Genomic DNA, 18,550 nt, shown 5'->3' on the forward strand with positions numbered 1-18,550 from the left:
GGGTCGAGGTACCGTTTGTCCCGTCAAAGGAGCGACAGCTCTTCGGGGCAGCAGAAGCCGGCTTGTTGGGCGGCGGCGTTGATAAGGGGTGCCGTTGTTCGCGACAGAAATAGAAAAGAAGCGTTTTTGCTTCCTTTTTTCGCGCTGAAAAAAGGAAGGCGCCTGGCGGGGCACGACCCGCCGGTTTTCACCTTGTCCCCGGTTTTTCCCCGATCCGACTATGGCCAGCCCCCCTCTGATCTGCACCCGTCCCTTCGAGTGGTTCGAAATCCATCCCGACGGCTCGGTCTTTCTCTGCTGTCCCGCCTGGCTGAAGCGTCCGGCCGGCAATCTGTTGCAGCAGCCGGTCGAAGGAATCTGGAACGGGCCGGTCGCCATCGAGTTGCGCAAGTCGATTCTCAACGGCAGCTTCCACAACTGCAGCGCCAGGCGTTGCCCGCATCTGAAGCGGGCCTCAGGCGTGCTGCGACCGCTGACCGCCCTCCCGCCGGGGCCGGTACAGGAGGCGCTGGCGGCAGGGGAGAGCCGGCTGACCTATCCGCCCCCCCGGCTCAATCTCTGTTTCGACCGGGCGTGCAATCTCGCCTGTCCCAGCTGCCGTTCTGGCCGACACCGCCCCGACACGGCCGAACGGCGGCAGGTGGCACGCATCCTGGATCTGGTGCGGGAGCAGCTGCTGCCGACGGCGGTGGACGTAACCCTGAGCGGATTCGGCGAGCCCTTTGCCGCCCCGGGCTACCGGACTCTGCTGCACCAGATCGACCGGCAGGCCTGTCCGCGCCTGGAGCGGCTTTTTCTGCACAGCAACGGGCAGTTGTTCACGCCTGAAAACTGGCGGGCGCTGCCGAACCTGCATCCGCTGCTGGCCGGGGTGGAGATTTCCGTCGACGCTGCGACCGCCGGGACCTACGCGGTCAACCGGCCGGGAGGCGATTTCGACCGGCTGCTGCGCAACCTGGCCTTTATTGCCGGTCTCGGCGTACCGCTGAAGCTGAGCATGGTCGTGCAGGCGAACAACTTTCGCGAGATGTCGGATCTGGCCGGGCTGGCGCGGCGGCTGGGCGCGCGCTGCTATTTCAGCGCCCTGGTCAACTGGGGCACCTTTTCCCGGCGGGAGTATGCGCGGCGGGCGGTGCACCTGCCGGGACATCCGGAGCATCAGGCGTTTCTGCGCCTGCTGGACACCCTGCGTGCCCTGCCGCACGTCGATCTGGGCAATCTGCCGGCGAAGCTGGTCTGAGAAGGAGAGTCAGTCGAGCGGATCGAAGGCGTCCTTGCCGAGATAGCACAGGGGACAGCACCAGGTGTCGGGCAGGGCGTCGAAGCCGGTGCCGGGTGGAATGTCGCTCAGCGGGTCGCCTTCGGCAGGGTTGTAGATGTAGCCGCAGTTGGTGCAGATATAGCGCATCGTTTGCTCCCTACGGTCGCAAGGCGCGTGGCGCCGGGTGCCAGGTGCCGGGAAAGGCTCTGTCCCGATGTCTTGAGCCCTGAGACAGTCGGCAATCGGCCGGTTCAGATGATTCCGTCGAGATATTTTTTGATGTCCGCCCGGATCGGCATGATGTAGGCGCTGGCGCCGCGCGCCTTGACGAAGTGCAGGGCGCGTTTGGTGAACTGGCGGTTCCATTCCAGGGTCGGTTCGAAGTCGGGCGGAAAGAAGCCGTTGTTCTTGTTTTCCCAGTAGGCCTGGCTCTTTTCGGTCAGCACCGGAGCGATGCCCCACCAGACGTCGAGGCCGATCAGCAGGTCGGCCCAGATCTCCATGAAGCGCAGGTCGAAGAAGGGCTGGGTAAAGAAGCCGTCGGCGCCGGCCTGCAGCTTGGCGTGAACGTAGTCGAGTTCCGCCTTGACGCCGCTGCGATAGGGGTCGAGGCCGGCGTAGACCTTGACTCCGGGCAGTTCCCGCTTCAGTCGGGCGATGAAGTCGGTGACCGGCGTGCGGTAGGTACGGTGCAGCATGTCCTGCGGCGGATCGCCGGAGATGGCCAGCACCGCCGGGCAGCCGCTGCGGCGAATGGCGGCGAGAAACGGCCAGTCGGCCTGCAGGTCGAAGTCGATTGCGCGCAGATGCGGGATGACCCGTCCGACCTGCGGGGCGATGATTTCCCCGGCTTCCCAGGCGCGCAGGGGAAACTGCAGCAGGTCGGGAATGTTGATGGTCTTCACCTGGGGAAAGTGCTTCCGTACGGTGGCCAGATCGCGCTCCAGAACCTCCCTGGAGCGGGGAACCAGTTCAATGGCGAGGTCGCCCATCAGCTGTTCTCCTGGTCGGCGGCACTGAGGATCAGCAGATAGCCGTCGGGGTCGTGCAGCCAGAATTCCTTGCGGTCGTGTTCGTCGTCTTCGAGCTCGTAGAGCAGGTGCAGCCGGTGGCGCCTGATGGCCCGTCCTGTCGCTTCGATGTCGGGAATGTCCAGTTCCAGGGTCATGCCCACCCCCTTGGCGTGGCGGTCGATGTTCTGGAACAGGGCCGGATGGGAGGCCTCGAGATGCCGGCTTTGGCGAAAGAGGATGGCGGTATCCCCCTGCGGCAGCATGAGCAGCGGCGGAAAGCGGTCTCCCGGCTCGAGCCAATGCAGGCGCAGGCCGAGGATTTCGCGGTAGAAGGTCTCGGTGCGCTCCAGGTCGTGGACCGCCAGAGTCAGAATGAATCCCATCGGCTGCTTCCTCCGGTTGTGTTTGTAGCATGCGCGCCCGCGGACTGGCAACCGTCTCCCATCCACCACCTCCTTTCGGAATTCGGTCGCCGTTACCGATTCATCGGCGGCGTTGCCGGCGCCGCTTGAGCGGCGGATGGGGGACAATGCCGCCGGTTGACCCTTTTTCAAGCGCTGTGATTTAATGGAGCAGCGACTTTCAAGGGGCGTAAGTACCGCATGGCGACCGTTTATCTGGGGCTCGGGTCCAATCTCGGGGCCCGCCTCGACAATCTGCGCCGGGCCCGGTCCGCGTTGCGGCGGTTGCCGGCGACGACACTGGTGACGGTGTCCGGTTGTTACGAAACCGAGCCGGTGGGAGGACCTTCCGGGCAGCGCAGCTACTACAACGCGGTCGTCTGCCTGTCGACAGCTCTGGCGCCTCGCGATCTGCTGGAGCGGACCCGGCGGATCGAGGAAGCGTGCGGACGGGTCCGCACGGAACGCTGGGGACCGCGGACCCTCGATATCGACATCCTGCTTTACGACGATCTGGTCAGTGACGATCCCGAGCTGATCCTGCCGCATCCGCGGCTGCATGAACGCGGCTTTGTGCTGGCACCGCTGGCCGAAATGGCTCCCGATGTCCGCCCGCCGGGGCTCTCTTTTACCATCGAGCAGCTCTGGCGGAATCTTCCCCGTCCGGGTGGGGTGGTCCGGATCGGAGACTGGTGACCGATGATTCGACTCCTGCTGCTGGCCATTTTCGGCTTTCTGTTCTATGTTATCTGGACGGCCCTGGTGCGCATCGTTCGTGCCGGCCGGGGCGCTGACGTCGAATCGCGACCGGAAAAGACGGTGGCCGGCGAGGAGATGGTCCGGGACCCGGTCTGTGGGACCTACGTGCCGCGCAGCGACGCGGTGCAGGCGCGCATCAGGGGGCGCCTCGCCTTTTTCTGCAGTACCGAATGTCGGGACGCCTACCGCCGACAGAAATGACCAAGCACAGCGAAAGGGAGACGAAAGATGAAATTCTTTATCGATACCGCCGAAGTCGACGAAATCAGGGCGGCCTGTGAACTGGGGCTGGTTGACGGTGTTACCACCAACCCCTCGCTCATCGCCAAGAGCGGCCGCGATTTTCGGGAAGTGATCAGTGAAATCTGCGGTCTGGTCGACGGGCCGGTTTCGGCCGAGGTCATCGCCCTCGACGCGCCGGGCATGCTTGCCGAGGGGCGCGAACTGGCGAAGATTGACGACAAGATCGTGATCAAGGTGCCGATGACCGAAGAAGGCCTCAAGGCGACCAGCCAGTTCACCGCCGAGGGGATTCGTACCAATGTCACTCTCATCTTTTCGCCGCTGCAGGCCCTGCTGGCGGCCAAGGCGGGAGCGACCTTCGTCTCGCCTTTCGTCGGCCGACTGGACGACATCGGCCACGAGGGGATGGAGGGCGTCGACCAGATCCGTACCATCTACGACAATTACGGCTTCACCACCGAAATCATCGTCGCCTCGGTGCGCAGCCCGATGCACGTGCTGGCGGCGGCCATGGTCGGTGCCGACATCGCCACCATTCCCTTCAAGGTGATGCAGCAGCTGGCCCGGCATCCGCTGACCGACATCGGCATCGAGAAGTTTCTCGCCGATCACAGAAAGAGCGGGAAGTAGCCCTTTCGCCGCCGGGACAGGCCCGTTGCCGGATCTCTGCTAGACTCGAAAGGTCTGATGGCGGGGAGGCCGCAACGGGCTTTTCTCTGCTCCCGGCAGGCAAAAAAATGGTCAGACCATCTTGACGCAAAGGAAAAAAAGGATTAAAACCCTGCCGTATACCAGTTAAATCATTATTACAACATTGTTTTGTATAGGTTCCGACACCTGGCCGAGACGACCTGAGGGTCGATGGTTCATCAGATTCGTCTGACCAGAGGCGGATTCGGGGATGAGATGTCATCAGGCCAGGACGGCCGACGGGGAGAGCAGCATCGTTTGAAAAGGCGGCGGCATGGCGCACGGACCATGCCGGTTGGTTTTCTAGGTGCCGGCCCCATGACCGGAGCAATCATTCCAACCCACTTGAGTCAGGTGAGGAGCCTATGAACATTCACGAGTATCAGGCGAAGGCGATCCTGCGGAATTTCGGCGTGCCGGTTCCGGAGGGACACGTGGTCTACAACAGCAATTCCGCCCGCGACTGGGCGCGGCGTCTGGGCGACGGCCCCTGGGCGGTCAAGGCCCAGATTCACGCCGGCGGCCGCGGCAAGGCGGGCGGCGTCAAGATCGCCAAGACTCCGGACGAGGTCAAGGAGATTGCCCGCAGCATGTTCGGCATGACCCTGGTCACCCACCAGACCGGTCCCGAAGGCCGGGTGGTCAAACGGGTGCTGGTCGAGGCCGGCTGCAATATCGCCGACGAATTCTACGTTTCCTTCCTGGTCGACCGCGCTACCAGCCGGGTCACCATGATGGCCTCGGCCGAAGGTGGCATGGACATCGAAGAGGTCGCCGCCAAGACCCCCGAGAAAATCTTTTTCGAGTCGATCGATCCCCTGACCGGACTGACCGGCTACCAGGCGCGCAAGGTCGCCTTCAAGCTCGGTTTCGCGCCGCCGCAGGTCAAGCAGGCGGTCCCCCTGTTCCAGAGCCTCTACAAGACTTTTGTCGAGGCTGACTGCTCGCTGCTGGAAATCAATCCGCTGGTACAGACCAAGGAAGGCAACCTGCTCTGCCTCGACGCCAAGCTCAATTTCGACGACAACGCCCTCTTCCGTCATCTGCGCATCCGCGATCTGCGCGACTACGATGAAGAGGATCCGATGGAGATCGAGGCCTCGCAGTACGATCTCTCCTACATCGCCCTTGACGGCAACATCGGCTGCATGGTCAACGGCGCCGGCCTGGCGATGGCGACCATGGACATCATCAAGCACTATGGCGGCGAGCCGGCCAACTTCCTCGATGTCGGCGGCGGCGCCACCATCGAGCGCGTCACCGAGGCGTTCAAGATCATTCTCTCCGACGAAAAGGTGAAAGGCATTCTGGTCAACATCTTCGGCGGCATCATGAAGTGTGATGTCATCGCCACCGGCATCATTACCGCGGCCAGGCAGGTCGGCGTTTCGGTGCCGCTGGTGGTTCGCCTGGAAGGGACCAATGTCGAGAAGGGCAAGCAGATGCTGGCCGAATCGGGGCTGAACATCGTCAGTGCCGACGGCATGGCGGATGCGGCGGAAAAGATCGTCAAGGCTGTCAACGGCTAAGGAGAGAAAGCGATGAGCATTCTTGTCAATAAGGATACCAAGGTCATTACTCAGGGCATCACCGGCGCCACCGGGCTCTTTCACGCCCAGGGCGCCCGCGAATACGGCACCCAGATGGTCGGTGGCGTCACTCCCGGCAAGGGTGGTACCACCATCGACGGCTTTCCGGTATTCGATACCGTCGAGCAGGCGGTGCGCGAAACCGGCGCCACCGCCTCGGTGATCTACGTTCCGCCCATTGGTGCCGCCGACGCCATCATGGAGGCGGTCGACGCTGGCATCGAGCTGGTCATCTGCATCACCGAGGGCGTGCCGGTGCTCGACATGGTGAAGGTCAAGCGCTTCATGGAAGGGAAAAACAGCCGCCTGGTCGGTCCGAACTGCCCCGGCGTCATCACCCCGGAAGAGTGCAAGATCGGCATCATGCCCGGCTACATTCACAAGAAGGGTCCGGTCGGCGTCGTTTCCCGTTCCGGCACCCTGACCTACGAGGCGGTCTGGCAGCTGACCACCCGCGGCATCGGCCAGTCGACCTGTGTTGGCATCGGCGGCGATCCGGTCAACGGCACCAGCCATCTCGAAGTGCTGAAGATGTTCGAGGAGGATCCCGAGACCGAGGCGGTGATCATGATCGGCGAAATCGGCGGTGACGCCGAGGAGCAGGCCGCCGAGTTCGTCCGCGACCACATGAGCAAGCCGGTCGCCGCCTTCATCGCCGGTGCCACCGCCCCCAAGGGCAAGCGCATGGGTCATGCCGGCGCCATCATCTCCGGCGGCAAGGGCGATGCGGCCAGCAAGAAGGCCTTTTTGCGCGAGTGCGGCATTTCGGTCGCCGATTCGCCGGCGGAGATGGCCGAAGCGCTGCTGAAGGTCTGGCAGCCCTGAGGTTTCGTTCCGGATAGTCCAGACAACGCAAGGCGCCGGCCGAAGGTCGGCGCCTTCTTTTTTCCCTTCCCGTTGCTCGTCTTTTTTCTAAGCCCCTGACATCCCCCGGTCGATAGAAGATCGAACAGCTTCCGCCAAAGCAGGCCGGAAGCCGACTGTCGAGCCAGGAGAGAGCGGATGAGCAAACCCCTGACCGTTTCGTCCCGCGATGAAGACGGCCATGCACTCAGGTTTCGGCTGATCGACAGATCGCTGAAAAAGGTTCAGTACCGGCAGGATGCCCTGATCGAGGTGCTGCACGCGGCGCAGGAGGCTTTCGGCCATCTGGACGAGGAGATCCTCGACTATGTGTCGCTGCAGCTCAGGCTGCCGCCGAGCTGGGTCTACGGGGTCGCCACCTTCTACAACTTCTTCACCCTCGATCCGCAGGGCGACCATACCTGCGTCGTCTGCCTCGGCACCGCCTGCTACGTCAAAGGCGCCGGCGAGATCGTCGCCCGTCTGGAAGAGGAGCTGGGGGTGAAGGCCGGTGGGACGACCGCCGACGGCAGGCTGAGCCTGATGACGGCGCGCTGCCTGGGCAACTGCAGCCTGGCGCCGATGCTGACCCTCGACGGCGAGGTGCTCGGCAGGCAGACGGCGACCTCGGCCTTTGAGACGGTCGACAGACGGCTGAACGACCGTGAACCGGTGAAGGAGGAAGGATGAACCCGGCGGATCTGGCGGCAGTGGCCGAGCAGGAGCGCCAGCGCCAGCGACAGCTGCTGCTGCGGATTTTTCTCTGTTACAGCACGCCCTGTCTTTCTGCCGGGGCGCAGCAGGTGCGAGGCGCGCTGGAAGAGCTGATCCGGGAGCGCGATCTGGCCGTCCGGCTGGAGATCGTGGCGACCGGCTGCATGGGGCCTTGCAGCCGGGGACCGCTGCTCCGGCTGCGCCGGGCCGACGGCGACGAGCAGATCTTCGAGCGGGTGACGCCGGAGCTGGCCCGGGCAATTCTGCTGCAGGCGCTGGAACTGGCGCCGCCGCAGGTTGCGCCACTCGATCCGGACCTGCCCTTTTTCACCCGCCAGACCCGGGTGGTTCTGGCCAACAGCGGCTGGATCGATCCGGAGCGGCTCGAGGACAGCATCGCCCATGGCGCCTACGCGGCCCTGGCGCACGCCCTGCACGAGATGACCCCGGAAGAGGTCTGCGCCGAGATCAAGCAGAGCGGGCTGCGCGGCCGCGGCGGCGGCGGTTATCCGACCGGGGTCAAGTGGAACCTGGTGCGCAAGGCGCCGGCCGAGCGGAAATTCGTCGTCGCCAACGGTGACGAGGGCGATCCCGGAGCCTACATGGACCGTACGATCATGGAGTCGGATCCGCACCGGGTGCTCGAGGGGATGGCCATTGCCGGCTACGCGGTCGGTGCCGAGCAGGGCTACATCTATGTGCGCGGCGAATATCCGCTCGCCGCCAGCCGTCTGGCCGCGGCGATCCGGCAGGCCGAACGGCGCGGCCTGCTGGGCAGTCGCATCCTCGACAGCAACTTCAATTTCCGCATCGACCTGCGCATCGGCGCCGGGGCGTTCGTCTGCGGCGAGGAGACCGCCCTGATGAAGTCGATCATGGGCCGGCGCGGCCAGCCGGTGCCCCGTCCGCCCTATCCGGCGCAGAAGGGGCTGTGGGGATTTCCCACCCTGATCAACAATGTCGAAACCTATGCCAACGTCGGCCCGATCATCAGCCGCGGCGCCGAATGGTTCGCCGCCATGGGCACCGGCAAGAGCCGGGGGACCAAGGTGTTCGCGCTATGCGGCGAAGTGGTCAATTCGGGACTGATCGAGGTCGAGATGGGCATCCGCCTGCGGGACATCGTTTTCGAGATCGGCGGCGGTCTGCCAGACGGCGGTCGCTTCAAGGCGGCGCAGACCGGCGGTCCGAGTGGCGGCTGCATTCCGGCACAGCACCTCGACACGCCCGTCGACTACGAGAGTCTGAAGGAGCTCGGCTCGATCATGGGCTCCGGTGGCCTGATCGTCATGGGCGAGGGCAGCTGCATGCCGGACGTGGCGAAGTTCTTCATGGATTTCTGCATGGACGAAAGCTGCGGCAAGTGCGTTCCCTGCCGTGTCGGTACCGTCGAGATGCGTCGCCTGCTCGGCCGCATCACTGACGGCAGCGCCACCATGGAAGATTTCGCCACCCTGGAGCAGCTCTGCGAGCTGGTGCGGGAAACCAGTCTCTGCGGTCTCGGCATGACCGCCCCCAATCCGGTGCTCAACACGCTCAGGTACTTTCGCGACGAGTACCTGGCCCACATCGTCGACCGGCAATGCCCGGCCGGTGTCTGCAACCTCGACCGAATTCCCCTGCTCAAGCTGCCCGAACATGCCCATGTCCTGACCCTGTTCAAGGAGAGAACCGATGCCGGTCATCACCCTGACGATCAATGATGAACTGGTCAGTGCCCGCTCCGGCCAGTCGCTGCTGGAGGCCATCCGCGATCATGGCATCGACCTGCCGACCCTCTGCCACCTCGACGGACTGAGCGCCCGCGGCGGTTGCCGTCTCTGCCTGGTGGAGGTGGCGGGCAGTCCGCGTCTGTTGCCGGCCTGCACCACCGAGGCGGTCGAGGGGATGGTCGTCACTACCCACAACGAGCGGATCGACCGCTACCGGCGGATGATTCTCGAGCTGACCTTCGCCGAGCGCAACCACACCTGCGCCGTCTGCGTCAGCAACGGCCACTGTGAGCTGCAGGCCCTGGCGGCCGAACTCGGCATGGATCGCGTGCGCTACGACTATCTCAATCCCGACCTCGGCCTCGACACCAGCCACCGGCTCTTCGGTGTCGACCACAACCGCTGCCTGCTCTGCCTGCGCTGTGTCCGGGTCTGTGACGAGGTCGAGGGGGCGCATACCTGGGACGTTGCCGGTCGCGGCATCGCCAGCCGGGTGATCACCGATCTCAACCGCCCCTGGGGACAGAGCGAAAGCTGCACCGAATGCGGCAAGTGCGTCGAGGTCTGTCCGACCGGCGCCCTGTTCGACAAGGGAGCGTCGGTCGGCGAAATGGAGAAGGAATCGCGTTTTCTGCGGCGTATTCTCGACGGGCGCGAGAAGCGCCAGTGGCGTCGCTGAAGGGAGGGGACAGAAGCCGATGACAACCGACAAGCGCAAGATCCGCCTGGCCACGGCCTGGCTCGGAGGCTGTTCCGGCTGCCACATGAGCTTTCTCGACCTCGACGAGCTGCTGATCGAGCTCGCCGGGCGGGTCGATCTGGTCTACGGGCCGCTGGTCGATGCCAAGCAGTTTCCCGAGGAGGTCGATCTGACCCTGGTCGAGGGGGCGGTCACCAACGTGGACAATCTCCAGCTGGCACGCATCATTCGCAGCAACAGCCGGGTTGTGGTCGGCTTCGGCGATTGCGCCGTCACCGGCAACGTCACCAGCATGCGCAACCGGATTCCGGTTCGTGATCTGCTGACCGCCGTTTACCGCCAGGCCAGGGCGCCGATCGGCGAGGAGGCGCTGAAGGATCTGCCGGCGCTGCTGCAGCAGGCGCTGCCCCTGCATCAGGCGATCGCCGTCGATGTCTGTCTGCCCGGCTGTCCGCCCTCGCCGGAGCGGATCGCCGCCGTCGTCACCGCCCTGCTCGACGGCGAGCCGGTCGCGCTCGATGCTGCCATGCGAACCTTTGGCTGAGGACTGGGAAACATGTCGCGAACCGTCACCATCGAACCGATCACCCGCATCGAAGGCCATGCGAAGATCACCATCCTGCTCGATGAGCAGCAGCAGGTGGCCGATGCCCGCTTTCACGTCACCGAATTTCGCGGCTTCGAAAGATTCTGCATCGGCCGCTCCTTCTGGGAGATGCCAGGCATCACCGCCCGGGTCTGCGGCATCTGTCCGGTCAGCCATCTGATCGCCTCGAGCAAGGCCGGCGACGCCATCCTCGGAGTGCGCACCCCGGAGACGGCGGTCGCCCTGCGGCGGCTGATGAACTACGGACAGCTGGTGCAGAGCCACGCCCTGAGTTTCTTTCTGCTCTCCGGTCCCGACCTGATACTGGGCATGGATGCCGATCCCGCCAGCCGCAACCTGGTCGGCCTGATCCGCGAGCGGCCCGAGCTGGCCCGCGCCGGCATCCGTCTGCGCAGCTTCGGCCAGCAGTTGATCCGCGCCCTCGGCGAGCGCAGCATCCATCCATCCTGGTCGGTTCCCGGCGGCGTGCGCCGTCCCCTGGCGGCCGCCGAACGGGATCGCCTTCTTGGCCGGCTTCCCGAAATGTACCGGACCGTCGATCGGGCGCTCGATCTGATGAAGGAGACCCTCGACCGTTTCCACGACGAGCTGCCGGCCTACGGCGATTTCCCCAGCCTCTTTCTCGGCCTGGTAGGTCCGGACGGAGGGCTGGAGCACTACGACGGTCTGGTGCGGGTGATCGACGCCGAGGGCAGGGTGCTGGAGGCCGGACTGGAACCGGAACGCTATGAAGAGATCATTGCCGAGGCCGAACAGCCCTGGACCTATCTGAAGTTCCCCTACTACCGCCCCCTGGGGCTGGAGGACGATCGCGGCATGTACCGGGTCGGCCCCCTGGCTCGTCTCAACGTCTGCGACTTCGCCGGGACCCCGCGCGCTGACCGGGAGCTGCGTCAGTTCCGGCATTACGGCGGCAGCGGCCGGCCGGTGACCGGCAGCTTCTACTATCATTACGCCCGGCTGATCGAGATTCTGTTTTCCCTGGAACGGATCGAGGAGCTGCTGGCGGACGGGATTCTGGTCGACCATCACATTCGCAGCCGGGCCGATGTCAACCAGAATGTCGGCATCGGCGTCAGCGAAGCGCCGCGCGGCACCCTGTTTCACCGCTACCGGGTCGATGACGACGGCATTCTCGAAGATGTCAACCTGCTGATCGCCACCGGCCAGAACAATCTGGCCATGAACCGCACCGTCCGCCAGCTTGCCCGGCATTTTATCCGCGACGGCAGGCTGGAGGAAGGCCTGCTCAACCGCATCGAGCACGGGATCCGCACCTTTGACCCCTGCTTGAGCTGTTCCACCCACGTGGTCGGCCAAATGCCCCTGCTGGTCGAACTGCGCGGACCCGGTGGTGAGCTGCTGGAGCGGATCGAACGGCGCTAGCGCGGCTTCTCGCCGGCACGATCGAAGACCGGGATTTCAGGCTGGCATGAAGGGAGTCGCTGCTGGATCCGTGTGCACCTGCCGGCAGCGGCTGTTTCCAGGCTGGGGCAGGCCGGTGCGGTCTGCCGACAGCGGCAGGAAGAGCGGTTTGCCGGCGGTGCCGGGCGGGCTTGGGAGGATCAGTTGCGCCTGCGGGCCTGCAGAGCCGCCCGGCAGATGGCGATGGCCGGGGTTTCACCGCGACCGGTGGCGATGGTCGAGCCGGTCTGCGGTTCGTAGACCACGTACTCGTAATGCCCCTTCGCGTCCTGCCCCTGGTAGCGGAAGCGGACTGCGAGGCGGCGCATCACCTGCCTGGCGGCGGTGATGCTGCGGGCCGGGTTGTTGGGATTGGACGGATCCCAGAGCCCGGCCGAAATCAGTTGTTCACGCATCTCTCTCTCCATCATTGACACAAGCAATCGGCCAGAAGGACCCGCGGCGGCTGTCGCTCAGGTTGGGGTGGTCCCGTCTGCCGGCAATCCGGAAGACTATAGTCAAAATCGTATACGCTGGCAAGGGGGCGCTGCCGGCCCAAGTCCACCCATTTCGGGATTAGGCGCCGTAAACAGGTGGTGGATTTGGGACCGCGACGGCGGTTGACTTGGCGCCTGTCGGAAACGTAGGATAAAAAGGTTGAACCCGAAGGGAAAATCCAGGATACGGGCCGGAGTACGGCCCGTTGCGGGAGCCGTCATGGCCTTGTTGAAAATCCACAGACATCCGGACCCGGTGCTGAAACAGGTGGCCGAGCCGGTGACCGAATTCGACGCCGGGCTGAAGCAGCTGGCCGAGGACATGCTTGAAACCATGTACGCCGCGCCTGGAGTCGGTCTGGCCGCGCCCCAGGTCGGGGTGTCGCGCCGTCTCATCGTTCTCGACTGCGGCCCGAAGGAGGAACGCCAGCCGATCGTGGCCGTCAATCCGGAAATCCTTTCCGGCGAAGGTTCCTGCTGCGAGGAGGAGGGCTGCCTGTCGGTCCCCGGCTACTATGCCAGGGTCGAGCGTCAGGCCCGGGTGAGGGTCCGCTTTCAGGACCTCGACGGTAAAAGCCGGGAGATGGACGCCGACGGGCTGCTGGCCATCTGCTTTCAGCACGAGATTGATCATCTCGACGGCATTCTCTTCGTCGATCATCTCTCACCGCTGAAGAAAAGCCTTTTTCGCAAGAAGTACCAGAAAATTCTCGAGCAACTGGAGGAACAGCTCTGATGCAGCCGGCCGATCTGCGCACCGTTTTCATGGGGACCCCCGACTTCGCCTGCCCGACCCTCCAAGGCCTGCTCGCCGCCGGCTGCAACCTGGTCGGTGTCTTCACCCAGCCCGACCGTCCGAGCGGGCGCGGCCGCAGGCTGACCCCGCCACCGGTCAAGCTTCTGGCCGAAAAGCATGGTATTGAGGTCTTTCAGCCGGAGCGACTGCGGCGTCCGGAAGCGGTCGGGCAGCTGCAAAAGCTGCGTCCCGATCTGGTGGTGGTGGTCGCCTACGGCCAGATCCTGCCGAAATCGGTGCTGGAGATTCCCCGCTACGGCTGCATCAACGTTCATGCTTCGTTGCTGCCGAAATACCGCGGTGCCGCTCCCATCAACAAGGCGATCATCGATGGCGAGTCCGTCACCGGGGTCACCACCATGTTCATGGACGAGGGGCTCGACACTGGCGACATGCTGGTGAAGATGAGCCTCGAGATCGGACCGGACGAAACCGCCGGGCAGCTGCACGACCGGCTGGCGCAGCTCGGGCGCGCGGCGATGGAAGAGACTCTGAAGCGGCTCTGCGCCGGCACCCTCGAGCGGATTCCGCAGAACGATGCCGAAAGCTGCTACGCACCCATGCTGAAGAAGGAGGACGGCGAAATCGACTGGCGGCAGCCCGCCGCCCGGCTGCACAACCTGGTGCGGGGGCTCGACCCCTGGCCTTCGGCCTATACCTGGCTCGACGGGGCGCTGCTCAAGCTGGCCGCCACTTCGGTGGAGGAGGCGGATGGCGAACCGGGGACCCTGCTGGCCGCCGAAAACGACGGGCTGGTGATCGCCTGCGGCGAAGGCGCGCTGCGGGTGCGGCAGCTGCAGCTGGCCGGCAAGCGGCGCATGCCGGCGGCCGATTTTCTCCGCGGCTGCCCGCTGACGCCGGGAATCCGTTTCGGCCGGAACCGGACAACGGATGACTGAGGCAGACTTCAAACCGCGCAAGCGGCTCTTCATCCTGCTCATGGGCGGAGCCAGCCTGCTGGTGCTGGTGCTGGCCTTTCTGCTCTGGTATGTGCCGTCGGTGGGGCTGGCCAATATCCACCCCCTGCTGCCGACCCTTTTCGGCGGTCTGCTGGCGCTGGTTTCCCTGCTGGTGCTGGGAGGCCTCGGCCTGCTGGTGCTGACTCTGCTGACCGGCCGCGATCTCTTCTTTTCCGAACGGCTGCGCAAGATCGTCATCCGCTACATGTTTCCGGCGATCATCAATCTCGGCAAGCTGCTCGGCATCGACCGGGACACCCTGCAGCAGTCGTTCATCGCCCTGAACAACCAGCTGGTGCGGGCCAAGAAGCTGCGGGTACCGCCGCAAAAGGCGCTGATCCTGCTGCCGCACTGCATTCAGCTTTTCGACTGCGGCATCAAGATCACCGGCGACATCGGCAAGTGTGTTCGCTGCGGGCGCTGCGACATCAGCGGCCTGGCGGAGGTGGCGCAGCAGCGGGGGATCGATATCGCCGTCGCCACCGGCGGCACTCTGGCGCGCAAGATCATCGTCGACAAGCGCCCGACCTTCATCCTGGCGGTGGCCTGCGAACGCGACCTGACCTCCGGCATCCGCGATTCCTATCCCTTGCCGGTCATCGGCGTGCTCAACCACCGTCCCAACGGTCCCTGCTTCAACACCCACATCGTGCTCGACGAGGTGCGGCAGGTGCTGGACGAGCATGTTCTGCCGGCATGATCTTGATTTTCGGCGCAGCAAACCCTATCTTTTTTCTGCCACTGCATTCCAATCCGAAAAAAACGACGAGGTGAACCCTGATGAATACACTGAAGACCGTCCTGCTGATGACCCTGATGACCCTGCTGCTGGTCGCCCTCGGCGGCGCCATCGGCGGTCAGGGCGGCGCCACCTTCGCCCTGGTCATGGCCGGCGTAATGAATTTCGGCAGCTACTGGTTCTCCGACCGGATCGTCATTGCCATGTATCGCGGCCAGGAGGTGCACAGCGGCCCGCTGTACGAGGTGGTTGCCGAACTCTGCCAGCGCAACGGGTTGCCGATGCCGCGGGTCTACATCCTGCCGCAGTCGACCCCCAACGCCTTCGCCACCGGCCGCAATCCCGAACATGCCGTGGTGGCGGCCACCGAGGGCATCCTGCAGATTCTCTCCCGCGACGAGCTGATGGGCGTGATGGCGCACGAACTGGCGCATGTGCAGAATCGCGACATCCTCATCGGCTCCATCGCCGCCACCATTGCCGGCGCCATCTCCTGGCTGGCGCACATGGCCCAGTGGGCGCTGATCTTCGGCGGCGGCCGCGACGACGAGGACAGCAATCCCCTGGCGATCATCGGCATGATGATTCTGGCGCCCATCGCCGCCATGCTGGTGCAGATGGCCATTTCCCGTTCGCGGGAATACCAGGCCGACGCCACCGGTGCGCAGTACTGCGGCAATCCCCTGAGTCTGGCCAACGCCCTGCGCAAGCTGGAGGCCGCCAACCGGCGTCTGCCCATGCCCCAGGTCAACGAGGCGACGGCGCACATGTTCATCGTCAATCCCCTCAAGGGAAATGGTATCGCCACCCTCTTTTCCACCCATCCGCCGATGGAGGAGCGCATCCGCCGCCTGGAGAGCATGGTTCTCGGCTGAGGGGCCTTCGGCACCGGATTCGCCGTTTTTCGACCCGTTTTTCTTGCAAAGGCTTCGCGCCATGTCCCGACCCGAAACCGACCCGCGCCACCTGGCCCTGGAGATCCTGCTGCGGGTCGAGCGGGGGGGCTATGCCGACCTGACGCTCGACGAAATCCTGCGCCGCCATCCGCACATCGATCCGCGCGACCGCGGGCTGCTGACCGAACTGGTCTACGGCGTTTTGCGGCGGCGGGGACGGCTCGACTACGTTCTCGCCCGGCAGTGCCGGAAGCCGCTGGCCAGGCTTGAAGAGAAGGTGCTGCAGATCCTGCGGATCGGCGTCTACCAGCTCCTTGAGCTGAAGCGGATTCCGGATGCCGCCGCGGTCAACACCAGCGTCAACCTGGCCAAACGACTCGGCCTGCAGCGGGCCGCCGGCTTCATCAACGGGGTGTTGCGCGGTCTGTTGCGCACCCAGCCCGAACTGCAGTGGCCCGATCCAGGGGCGCAGCACCTCTCCTTTCTGGTCCATGCCTGTTCGCTTCCGGAGTGGCTGGCCCGAAGCTGGCTGGACGCCCATGGTTTCGACACCGCCCGCCGGCTGGCCGAAGCCCAGCTGCAGCCGGCGCCGCTGAGTGTTCGCTGCAACACCCTGGTGCAGTCGCCGGAGGCGTTCGGCCAGCTGGCATCTTCACTTGGGCTGTCCTGGTCGCGATGCCGGTTCGCTTCGGAAGGGTTTCAGTTCGAGAGCCGGCGTGCTTTCGAACTGCTGCCCGCCGGCAGTTTTCAGCCGCAGGACGAAGCGAGCATGCTGGTGGCGCACCTGCTGCAGCCCGAACCGGGTGAGACGCTGCTCGACGCCTGCGCCGCGCCGGGCGGCAAGACCACGCACCTGGCCGCCCTCGGCGGCAACCGGCTCGAGATCCACGCCCTCGACCTGCATCCGGCGCGGGTCGAGCTGATCCGGCGGGGAGCCGAACGCCTGGGCTGTCGGGGGATTCGGGCCCGGGTCTGGGACATGACCCGGAAACCGGACTGGCTCGCAAGCGGCAGCCTGGATGCGGTGCTGGTCGATGCGCCCTGTACCGGACTGGGGGTGCTGCGCCGCAATCCGGAGATCCGCTGGCGGCGCCGGGCCGGAGATCCGGCGCGGATGGCCGAGCTGCAAAGGATTCTTCTCGACCGGGCCGCCGAGCTGGTCCGTCCCGGCGGCCGCCTGCTCTATTCAGTCTGCACCACCACTCCGGAAGAGACGGTGCAGGTGGTTGACCGGTTTGCCGCGGCGCACCCGGACTTCGTTCTCGAGGATCTTCGGCCGCTCTTTCCCGACTGGGCGTCCCTGTTCGACCAGCAAGGCCGTCTGGCGACCTGGCCCGGCCACCCGGAGCTGGACGGTTTCTTCGCCGCCCGTTTCCGGCGCATACCCTGATGCCTGTTTCGGGCCGCCGGATTCAGGTTCAATTCCCGGCCCGGTCATGATACATAGAAGAAGCATTCCCTCCCAGGAGCCAGTCAATGATCAAGATCGCCCCTTCGATTCTTTCCGCCGATTTCGGCCGCCTGGCCGAAGAGGTCAAAGCCGTCGACGCCGCCGGCGCCGACTATATTCACGTTGACGTCATGGACGGCCATTTCGTCCCCAACATTACCATCGGCCCGCTGGTGGTCGAGGCGGTGCGGCGGGCGACGGACAGGCCCCTCGACGTACACCTGATGATCGAACGGCCCGATCTCTACATTCCCGAGTTCGCCGGTGCCGGCGCCGATATCATTACCGTGCATCAGGAGGCGGTGCCGCATCTGCACCGCACGGTGCAGATGATTCGCAGTCTGGGAAAGAGAGCTGGCGTCTCCATCAACCCGGCGACGCCCGTCGCCAGCCTCGAGGTGATTTTGGAAGAGATCGACCTGGTTCTGGTGATGTCGGTCAATCCCGGTTTCGGCGGCCAGGCCTTTATCGACAGTGCGCTGGAGAAGATCCGCCAGTTGCGCGAGATCATCGACCGGCGCGGTCTGACGGTGGAGATCGAGGTCGACGGCGGAGTCAAGCCGGACAACTGCCGGCGGGTGGCCGCTGCCGGCGCCGACGTGCTGGTGGCGGGAAGTGCCGTGTTCGGGGCAGCAGACTACCGGGCGACGATCGCGGCCATGAAGGAGAAGGCGGCCGGCGCGCGGTAACCGGGGTCAGTTTGTGCGATAGCGGTCGAGCAGGGGATCGAGTTCGCCACGCTCGTCGAGGGCGAACAGTTCGTCGCAGCCGCCGATCAGCCGGCCGTCGATGAAGATCTCCGGAACGGTCGTTCGGCCCGAACGCTGCCGCATCTCGGCTTCACGGTCCGGATCGTCGGTGACGTCGTATTCGATGAAGGGTACTCCCTTGATGCGGAGCAGCTCCATGGCCCGGAGGCAATAGGGGCAGTAGTTCTTGGTGTAGATTTCGATACCGTTCATCCGTGCAAGGCTCCCGATTCGTGGATGTTTGTGGATGACATTCAATGGGCAGATTGCCGACAAAAAGGCTGATTTATCGAGGGGCCGGACGCGGGAGGCGGAATTTCGGGGCAAAAGAGGTAAGTTCAGCCTGGATGCCAGGTGCCGGGGAAAGAGGACAGCGCCGCGGGCCCCCTGTCTGCTGTCTGGACATGACCTGAATCCACGAGCGTGGCCCCGCCGGGCAACAGCCGCTTTTCACCCGGCGCACTGCCGGCTGGATTCAGTTACGAGAATTGATTTTACTCGGGATGAAACGACTTGCAAGGGGGAAAA

Annotated in this window: 22 protein-coding genes; 17 read left to right on the forward strand and 5 right to left on the reverse strand. The window is 64.7% G+C overall.

Annotated elements, in window-relative coordinates; all coding sequences use genetic code 11:
- Window positions 1-220: 220 nt before the first annotated feature.
- Complete coding sequence (locus tag EDC39_RS04370) at window positions 221-1,240, forward strand: radical SAM/SPASM domain-containing protein (protein WP_148895158.1); 1,020 nt, start codon at window positions 221-223, stop codon at window positions 1,238-1,240.
- A gap of 9 nt (window positions 1,241-1,249) precedes the next feature.
- Here the strand turns inward: EDC39_RS04370 and EDC39_RS04375 are convergent, their stop codons facing one another.
- The 3 genes from EDC39_RS04375 to EDC39_RS04385 all read right to left on the reverse strand — a co-directional run bounded on the left by EDC39_RS04375 (window position 1,250) and on the right by EDC39_RS04385 (window position 2,657).
- Complete coding sequence (locus tag EDC39_RS04375) at window positions 1,250-1,408, reverse strand: rubredoxin (protein WP_148895159.1); 159 nt, start codon at window positions 1,406-1,408, stop codon at window positions 1,250-1,252.
- 104 nt (window positions 1,409-1,512) lie between these two features.
- Window positions 1,513-2,253 carry a methylenetetrahydrofolate reductase gene (locus EDC39_RS04380; RefSeq protein WP_148895160.1) on the reverse strand — a complete coding sequence of 247 codons (741 nt, stop codon included), beginning with the start codon at window positions 2,251-2,253 and terminating at the stop codon, window positions 1,513-1,515.
- Window positions 2,253-2,657, reverse strand: coding sequence for a VOC family protein (locus tag EDC39_RS04385; protein WP_148895161.1), 405 nt, complete (start codon window positions 2,655-2,657; stop codon window positions 2,253-2,255). Before EDC39_RS04385 ends, EDC39_RS04380 begins: the two co-directional genes overlap by 1 nt.
- A 219-nt stretch (window positions 2,658-2,876) precedes the next feature.
- On the opposite strand from EDC39_RS04385, the gene folK reads away from it, so the two are divergent.
- The 10 genes from folK (at window position 2,877) to EDC39_RS04435 (ending at window position 11,918) form a co-directional block, all read left to right on the forward strand.
- Window positions 2,877-3,371, forward strand: coding sequence for a 2-amino-4-hydroxy-6-hydroxymethyldihydropteridine diphosphokinase (gene folK, locus EDC39_RS04390; protein WP_148895162.1), 495 nt, complete (start codon window positions 2,877-2,879; stop codon window positions 3,369-3,371).
- Window positions 3,372-3,374: 3 nt separating this feature from the next.
- Window positions 3,375-3,635, forward strand: a complete 261-nt coding sequence (locus EDC39_RS04395) for an eL24 family ribosomal protein (protein ID WP_148895163.1) — start codon at window positions 3,375-3,377, stop codon at window positions 3,633-3,635.
- A 27-nt stretch (window positions 3,636-3,662) separates the two neighbouring features.
- A complete protein-coding gene (gene fsa, locus EDC39_RS04400) occupies window positions 3,663-4,307 on the forward strand; it encodes a fructose-6-phosphate aldolase (protein WP_148895164.1) in 645 nt (214 codons plus the stop codon).
- Window positions 4,308-4,732: 425 nt separating this feature from the next.
- Window positions 4,733-5,896, forward strand: coding sequence for an ADP-forming succinate--CoA ligase subunit beta (gene sucC / locus EDC39_RS04405; RefSeq protein WP_148895165.1), 1,164 nt, complete (start codon window positions 4,733-4,735; stop codon window positions 5,894-5,896).
- A gap of 12 nt (window positions 5,897-5,908) precedes the next feature.
- The gene (gene sucD / locus EDC39_RS04410; protein ID WP_148895166.1) at window positions 5,909-6,781 is read left to right on the forward strand and encodes a succinate--CoA ligase subunit alpha; all 873 of its coding nucleotides are present in this window, start codon (window positions 5,909-5,911) and stop codon (window positions 6,779-6,781) included.
- A 177-nt stretch (window positions 6,782-6,958) separates the two neighbouring features.
- Complete coding sequence (gene hoxE, locus EDC39_RS04415) at window positions 6,959-7,489, forward strand: bidirectional hydrogenase complex protein HoxE (protein WP_148895167.1); 531 nt, start codon at window positions 6,959-6,961, stop codon at window positions 7,487-7,489.
- Entirely contained in the window at window positions 7,486-9,216 is a 1,731-nt protein-coding gene (locus EDC39_RS04420) for a NuoF family protein (RefSeq protein ID WP_148895168.1), read from the forward strand. The genes hoxE and EDC39_RS04420 overlap by 4 nt, the downstream gene beginning before the upstream one ends.
- Window positions 9,188-9,904: a bidirectional hydrogenase complex protein HoxU gene (gene hoxU / locus EDC39_RS04425; protein WP_148895169.1), complete on the forward strand. Its 717-nt coding sequence runs from the start codon at window positions 9,188-9,190 to the stop codon at window positions 9,902-9,904. Before EDC39_RS04420 ends, hoxU begins: the two co-directional genes overlap by 29 nt.
- 19 nt (window positions 9,905-9,923) lie before the next feature.
- Window positions 9,924-10,469, forward strand: a complete 546-nt coding sequence (locus EDC39_RS04430) for an NADH-quinone oxidoreductase subunit B family protein (RefSeq protein ID WP_222862834.1) — start codon at window positions 9,924-9,926, stop codon at window positions 10,467-10,469.
- A gap of 12 nt (window positions 10,470-10,481) precedes the next feature.
- Complete coding sequence (locus EDC39_RS04435) at window positions 10,482-11,918, forward strand: Ni/Fe hydrogenase subunit alpha (RefSeq protein WP_148895170.1); 1,437 nt, start codon at window positions 10,482-10,484, stop codon at window positions 11,916-11,918.
- 179 nt (window positions 11,919-12,097) lie between these two features.
- Here EDC39_RS04435 and EDC39_RS04440 read toward each other — a convergent pair whose 3' ends face one another.
- On the reverse strand, window positions 12,098-12,352 hold the full coding sequence (locus EDC39_RS04440; protein ID WP_148895171.1) for a BC1872 family protein: 255 nt from the start codon (window positions 12,350-12,352) through the stop codon (window positions 12,098-12,100).
- A gap of 301 nt (window positions 12,353-12,653) precedes the next feature.
- Between EDC39_RS04440 and def the strand changes: the two genes are divergently transcribed.
- From def to rpe, 6 genes are all read left to right on the forward strand, one after another.
- Window positions 12,654-13,169, forward strand: a complete 516-nt coding sequence (gene def, locus EDC39_RS04445) for a peptide deformylase (protein ID WP_148895172.1) — start codon at window positions 12,654-12,656, stop codon at window positions 13,167-13,169.
- Window positions 13,169-14,128 (forward strand): methionyl-tRNA formyltransferase, encoded by a 960-nt coding sequence (gene fmt, locus EDC39_RS04450; protein ID WP_148895173.1) that lies wholly within the window; start codon window positions 13,169-13,171, stop codon window positions 14,126-14,128. The genes def and fmt overlap by 1 nt, the downstream gene beginning before the upstream one ends.
- Entirely contained in the window at window positions 14,121-14,888 is a 768-nt protein-coding gene (locus EDC39_RS04455; protein ID WP_148895174.1) for a DUF116 domain-containing protein, read from the forward strand. The genes fmt and EDC39_RS04455 overlap by 8 nt, the downstream gene beginning before the upstream one ends.
- A gap of 80 nt (window positions 14,889-14,968) precedes the next feature.
- On the forward strand, window positions 14,969-15,802 hold the full coding sequence (gene htpX / locus EDC39_RS04460; RefSeq protein ID WP_148895175.1) for a zinc metalloprotease HtpX: 834 nt from the start codon (window positions 14,969-14,971) through the stop codon (window positions 15,800-15,802).
- A gap of 61 nt (window positions 15,803-15,863) precedes the next feature.
- The gene (rsmB, locus tag EDC39_RS04465) at window positions 15,864-17,213 is read left to right on the forward strand and encodes a 16S rRNA (cytosine(967)-C(5))-methyltransferase RsmB (RefSeq protein ID WP_148895176.1); all 1,350 of its coding nucleotides are present in this window, start codon (window positions 15,864-15,866) and stop codon (window positions 17,211-17,213) included.
- A gap of 86 nt (window positions 17,214-17,299) precedes the next feature.
- Complete coding sequence (rpe, locus tag EDC39_RS04470; protein ID WP_148895177.1) at window positions 17,300-17,962, forward strand: ribulose-phosphate 3-epimerase; 663 nt, start codon at window positions 17,300-17,302, stop codon at window positions 17,960-17,962.
- A 6-nt stretch (window positions 17,963-17,968) separates the two neighbouring features.
- Here the strand turns inward: rpe and grxC are convergent, their stop codons facing one another.
- Window positions 17,969-18,235 (reverse strand): glutaredoxin 3, encoded by a 267-nt coding sequence (grxC, locus tag EDC39_RS04475; protein ID WP_148895178.1) that lies wholly within the window; start codon window positions 18,233-18,235, stop codon window positions 17,969-17,971.
- Between the last annotated feature and the right edge of the window lie 315 nt (window positions 18,236-18,550).

The sequence above is a fragment of the Geothermobacter ehrlichii genome, assembly GCF_008124615.1.
Classification (GTDB): Bacteria; Desulfobacterota; Desulfuromonadia; order Desulfuromonadales; family Geothermobacteraceae; genus Geothermobacter; species Geothermobacter ehrlichii.

Excerpts from the sequence above, each read along its gene's own strand:
- EDC39_RS04370 (WP_148895158.1), top strand. The coding sequence starts at position 221 with ATGGCCAGCCCCCCTCTGATCTGCACCCGTCCCTTCGAGTGGTTCGAA.
- EDC39_RS04375 (WP_148895159.1), bottom strand. The coding sequence starts at position 1,408 with ATGCGCTATATCTGCACCAACTGCGGCTACATCTACAACCCTGCCGAA.
- EDC39_RS04380 (WP_148895160.1), bottom strand. The coding sequence starts at position 2,253 with ATGGGCGACCTCGCCATTGAACTGGTTCCCCGCTCCAGGGAGGTTCTG.
- EDC39_RS04385 (WP_148895161.1), bottom strand. The coding sequence starts at position 2,657 with ATGGGATTCATTCTGACTCTGGCGGTCCACGACCTGGAGCGCACCGAG.
- folK (WP_148895162.1), top strand. The coding sequence starts at position 2,877 with ATGGCGACCGTTTATCTGGGGCTCGGGTCCAATCTCGGGGCCCGCCTC.
- EDC39_RS04395 (WP_148895163.1), top strand. The coding sequence starts at position 3,375 with ATGATTCGACTCCTGCTGCTGGCCATTTTCGGCTTTCTGTTCTATGTT.
- fsa (WP_148895164.1), top strand. The coding sequence starts at position 3,663 with ATGAAATTCTTTATCGATACCGCCGAAGTCGACGAAATCAGGGCGGCC.
- sucC (WP_148895165.1), top strand. The coding sequence starts at position 4,733 with ATGAACATTCACGAGTATCAGGCGAAGGCGATCCTGCGGAATTTCGGC.
- sucD (WP_148895166.1), top strand. The coding sequence starts at position 5,909 with ATGAGCATTCTTGTCAATAAGGATACCAAGGTCATTACTCAGGGCATC.
- hoxE (WP_148895167.1), top strand. The coding sequence starts at position 6,959 with ATGAGCAAACCCCTGACCGTTTCGTCCCGCGATGAAGACGGCCATGCA.
- EDC39_RS04420 (WP_148895168.1), top strand. The coding sequence starts at position 7,486 with ATGAACCCGGCGGATCTGGCGGCAGTGGCCGAGCAGGAGCGCCAGCGC.
- hoxU (WP_148895169.1), top strand. The coding sequence starts at position 9,188 with ATGCCGGTCATCACCCTGACGATCAATGATGAACTGGTCAGTGCCCGC.
- EDC39_RS04430 (WP_222862834.1), top strand. The coding sequence starts at position 9,924 with ATGACAACCGACAAGCGCAAGATCCGCCTGGCCACGGCCTGGCTCGGA.
- EDC39_RS04435 (WP_148895170.1), top strand. The coding sequence starts at position 10,482 with ATGTCGCGAACCGTCACCATCGAACCGATCACCCGCATCGAAGGCCAT.
- EDC39_RS04440 (WP_148895171.1), bottom strand. The coding sequence starts at position 12,352 with ATGCGTGAACAACTGATTTCGGCCGGGCTCTGGGATCCGTCCAATCCC.
- def (WP_148895172.1), top strand. The coding sequence starts at position 12,654 with ATGGCCTTGTTGAAAATCCACAGACATCCGGACCCGGTGCTGAAACAG.
- fmt (WP_148895173.1), top strand. The coding sequence starts at position 13,169 with ATGCAGCCGGCCGATCTGCGCACCGTTTTCATGGGGACCCCCGACTTC.
- EDC39_RS04455 (WP_148895174.1), top strand. The coding sequence starts at position 14,121 with ATGACTGAGGCAGACTTCAAACCGCGCAAGCGGCTCTTCATCCTGCTC.
- htpX (WP_148895175.1), top strand. The coding sequence starts at position 14,969 with ATGAATACACTGAAGACCGTCCTGCTGATGACCCTGATGACCCTGCTG.
- rsmB (WP_148895176.1), top strand. The coding sequence starts at position 15,864 with ATGTCCCGACCCGAAACCGACCCGCGCCACCTGGCCCTGGAGATCCTG.
- rpe (WP_148895177.1), top strand. The coding sequence starts at position 17,300 with ATGATCAAGATCGCCCCTTCGATTCTTTCCGCCGATTTCGGCCGCCTG.
- grxC (WP_148895178.1), bottom strand. The coding sequence starts at position 18,235 with ATGAACGGTATCGAAATCTACACCAAGAACTACTGCCCCTATTGCCTC.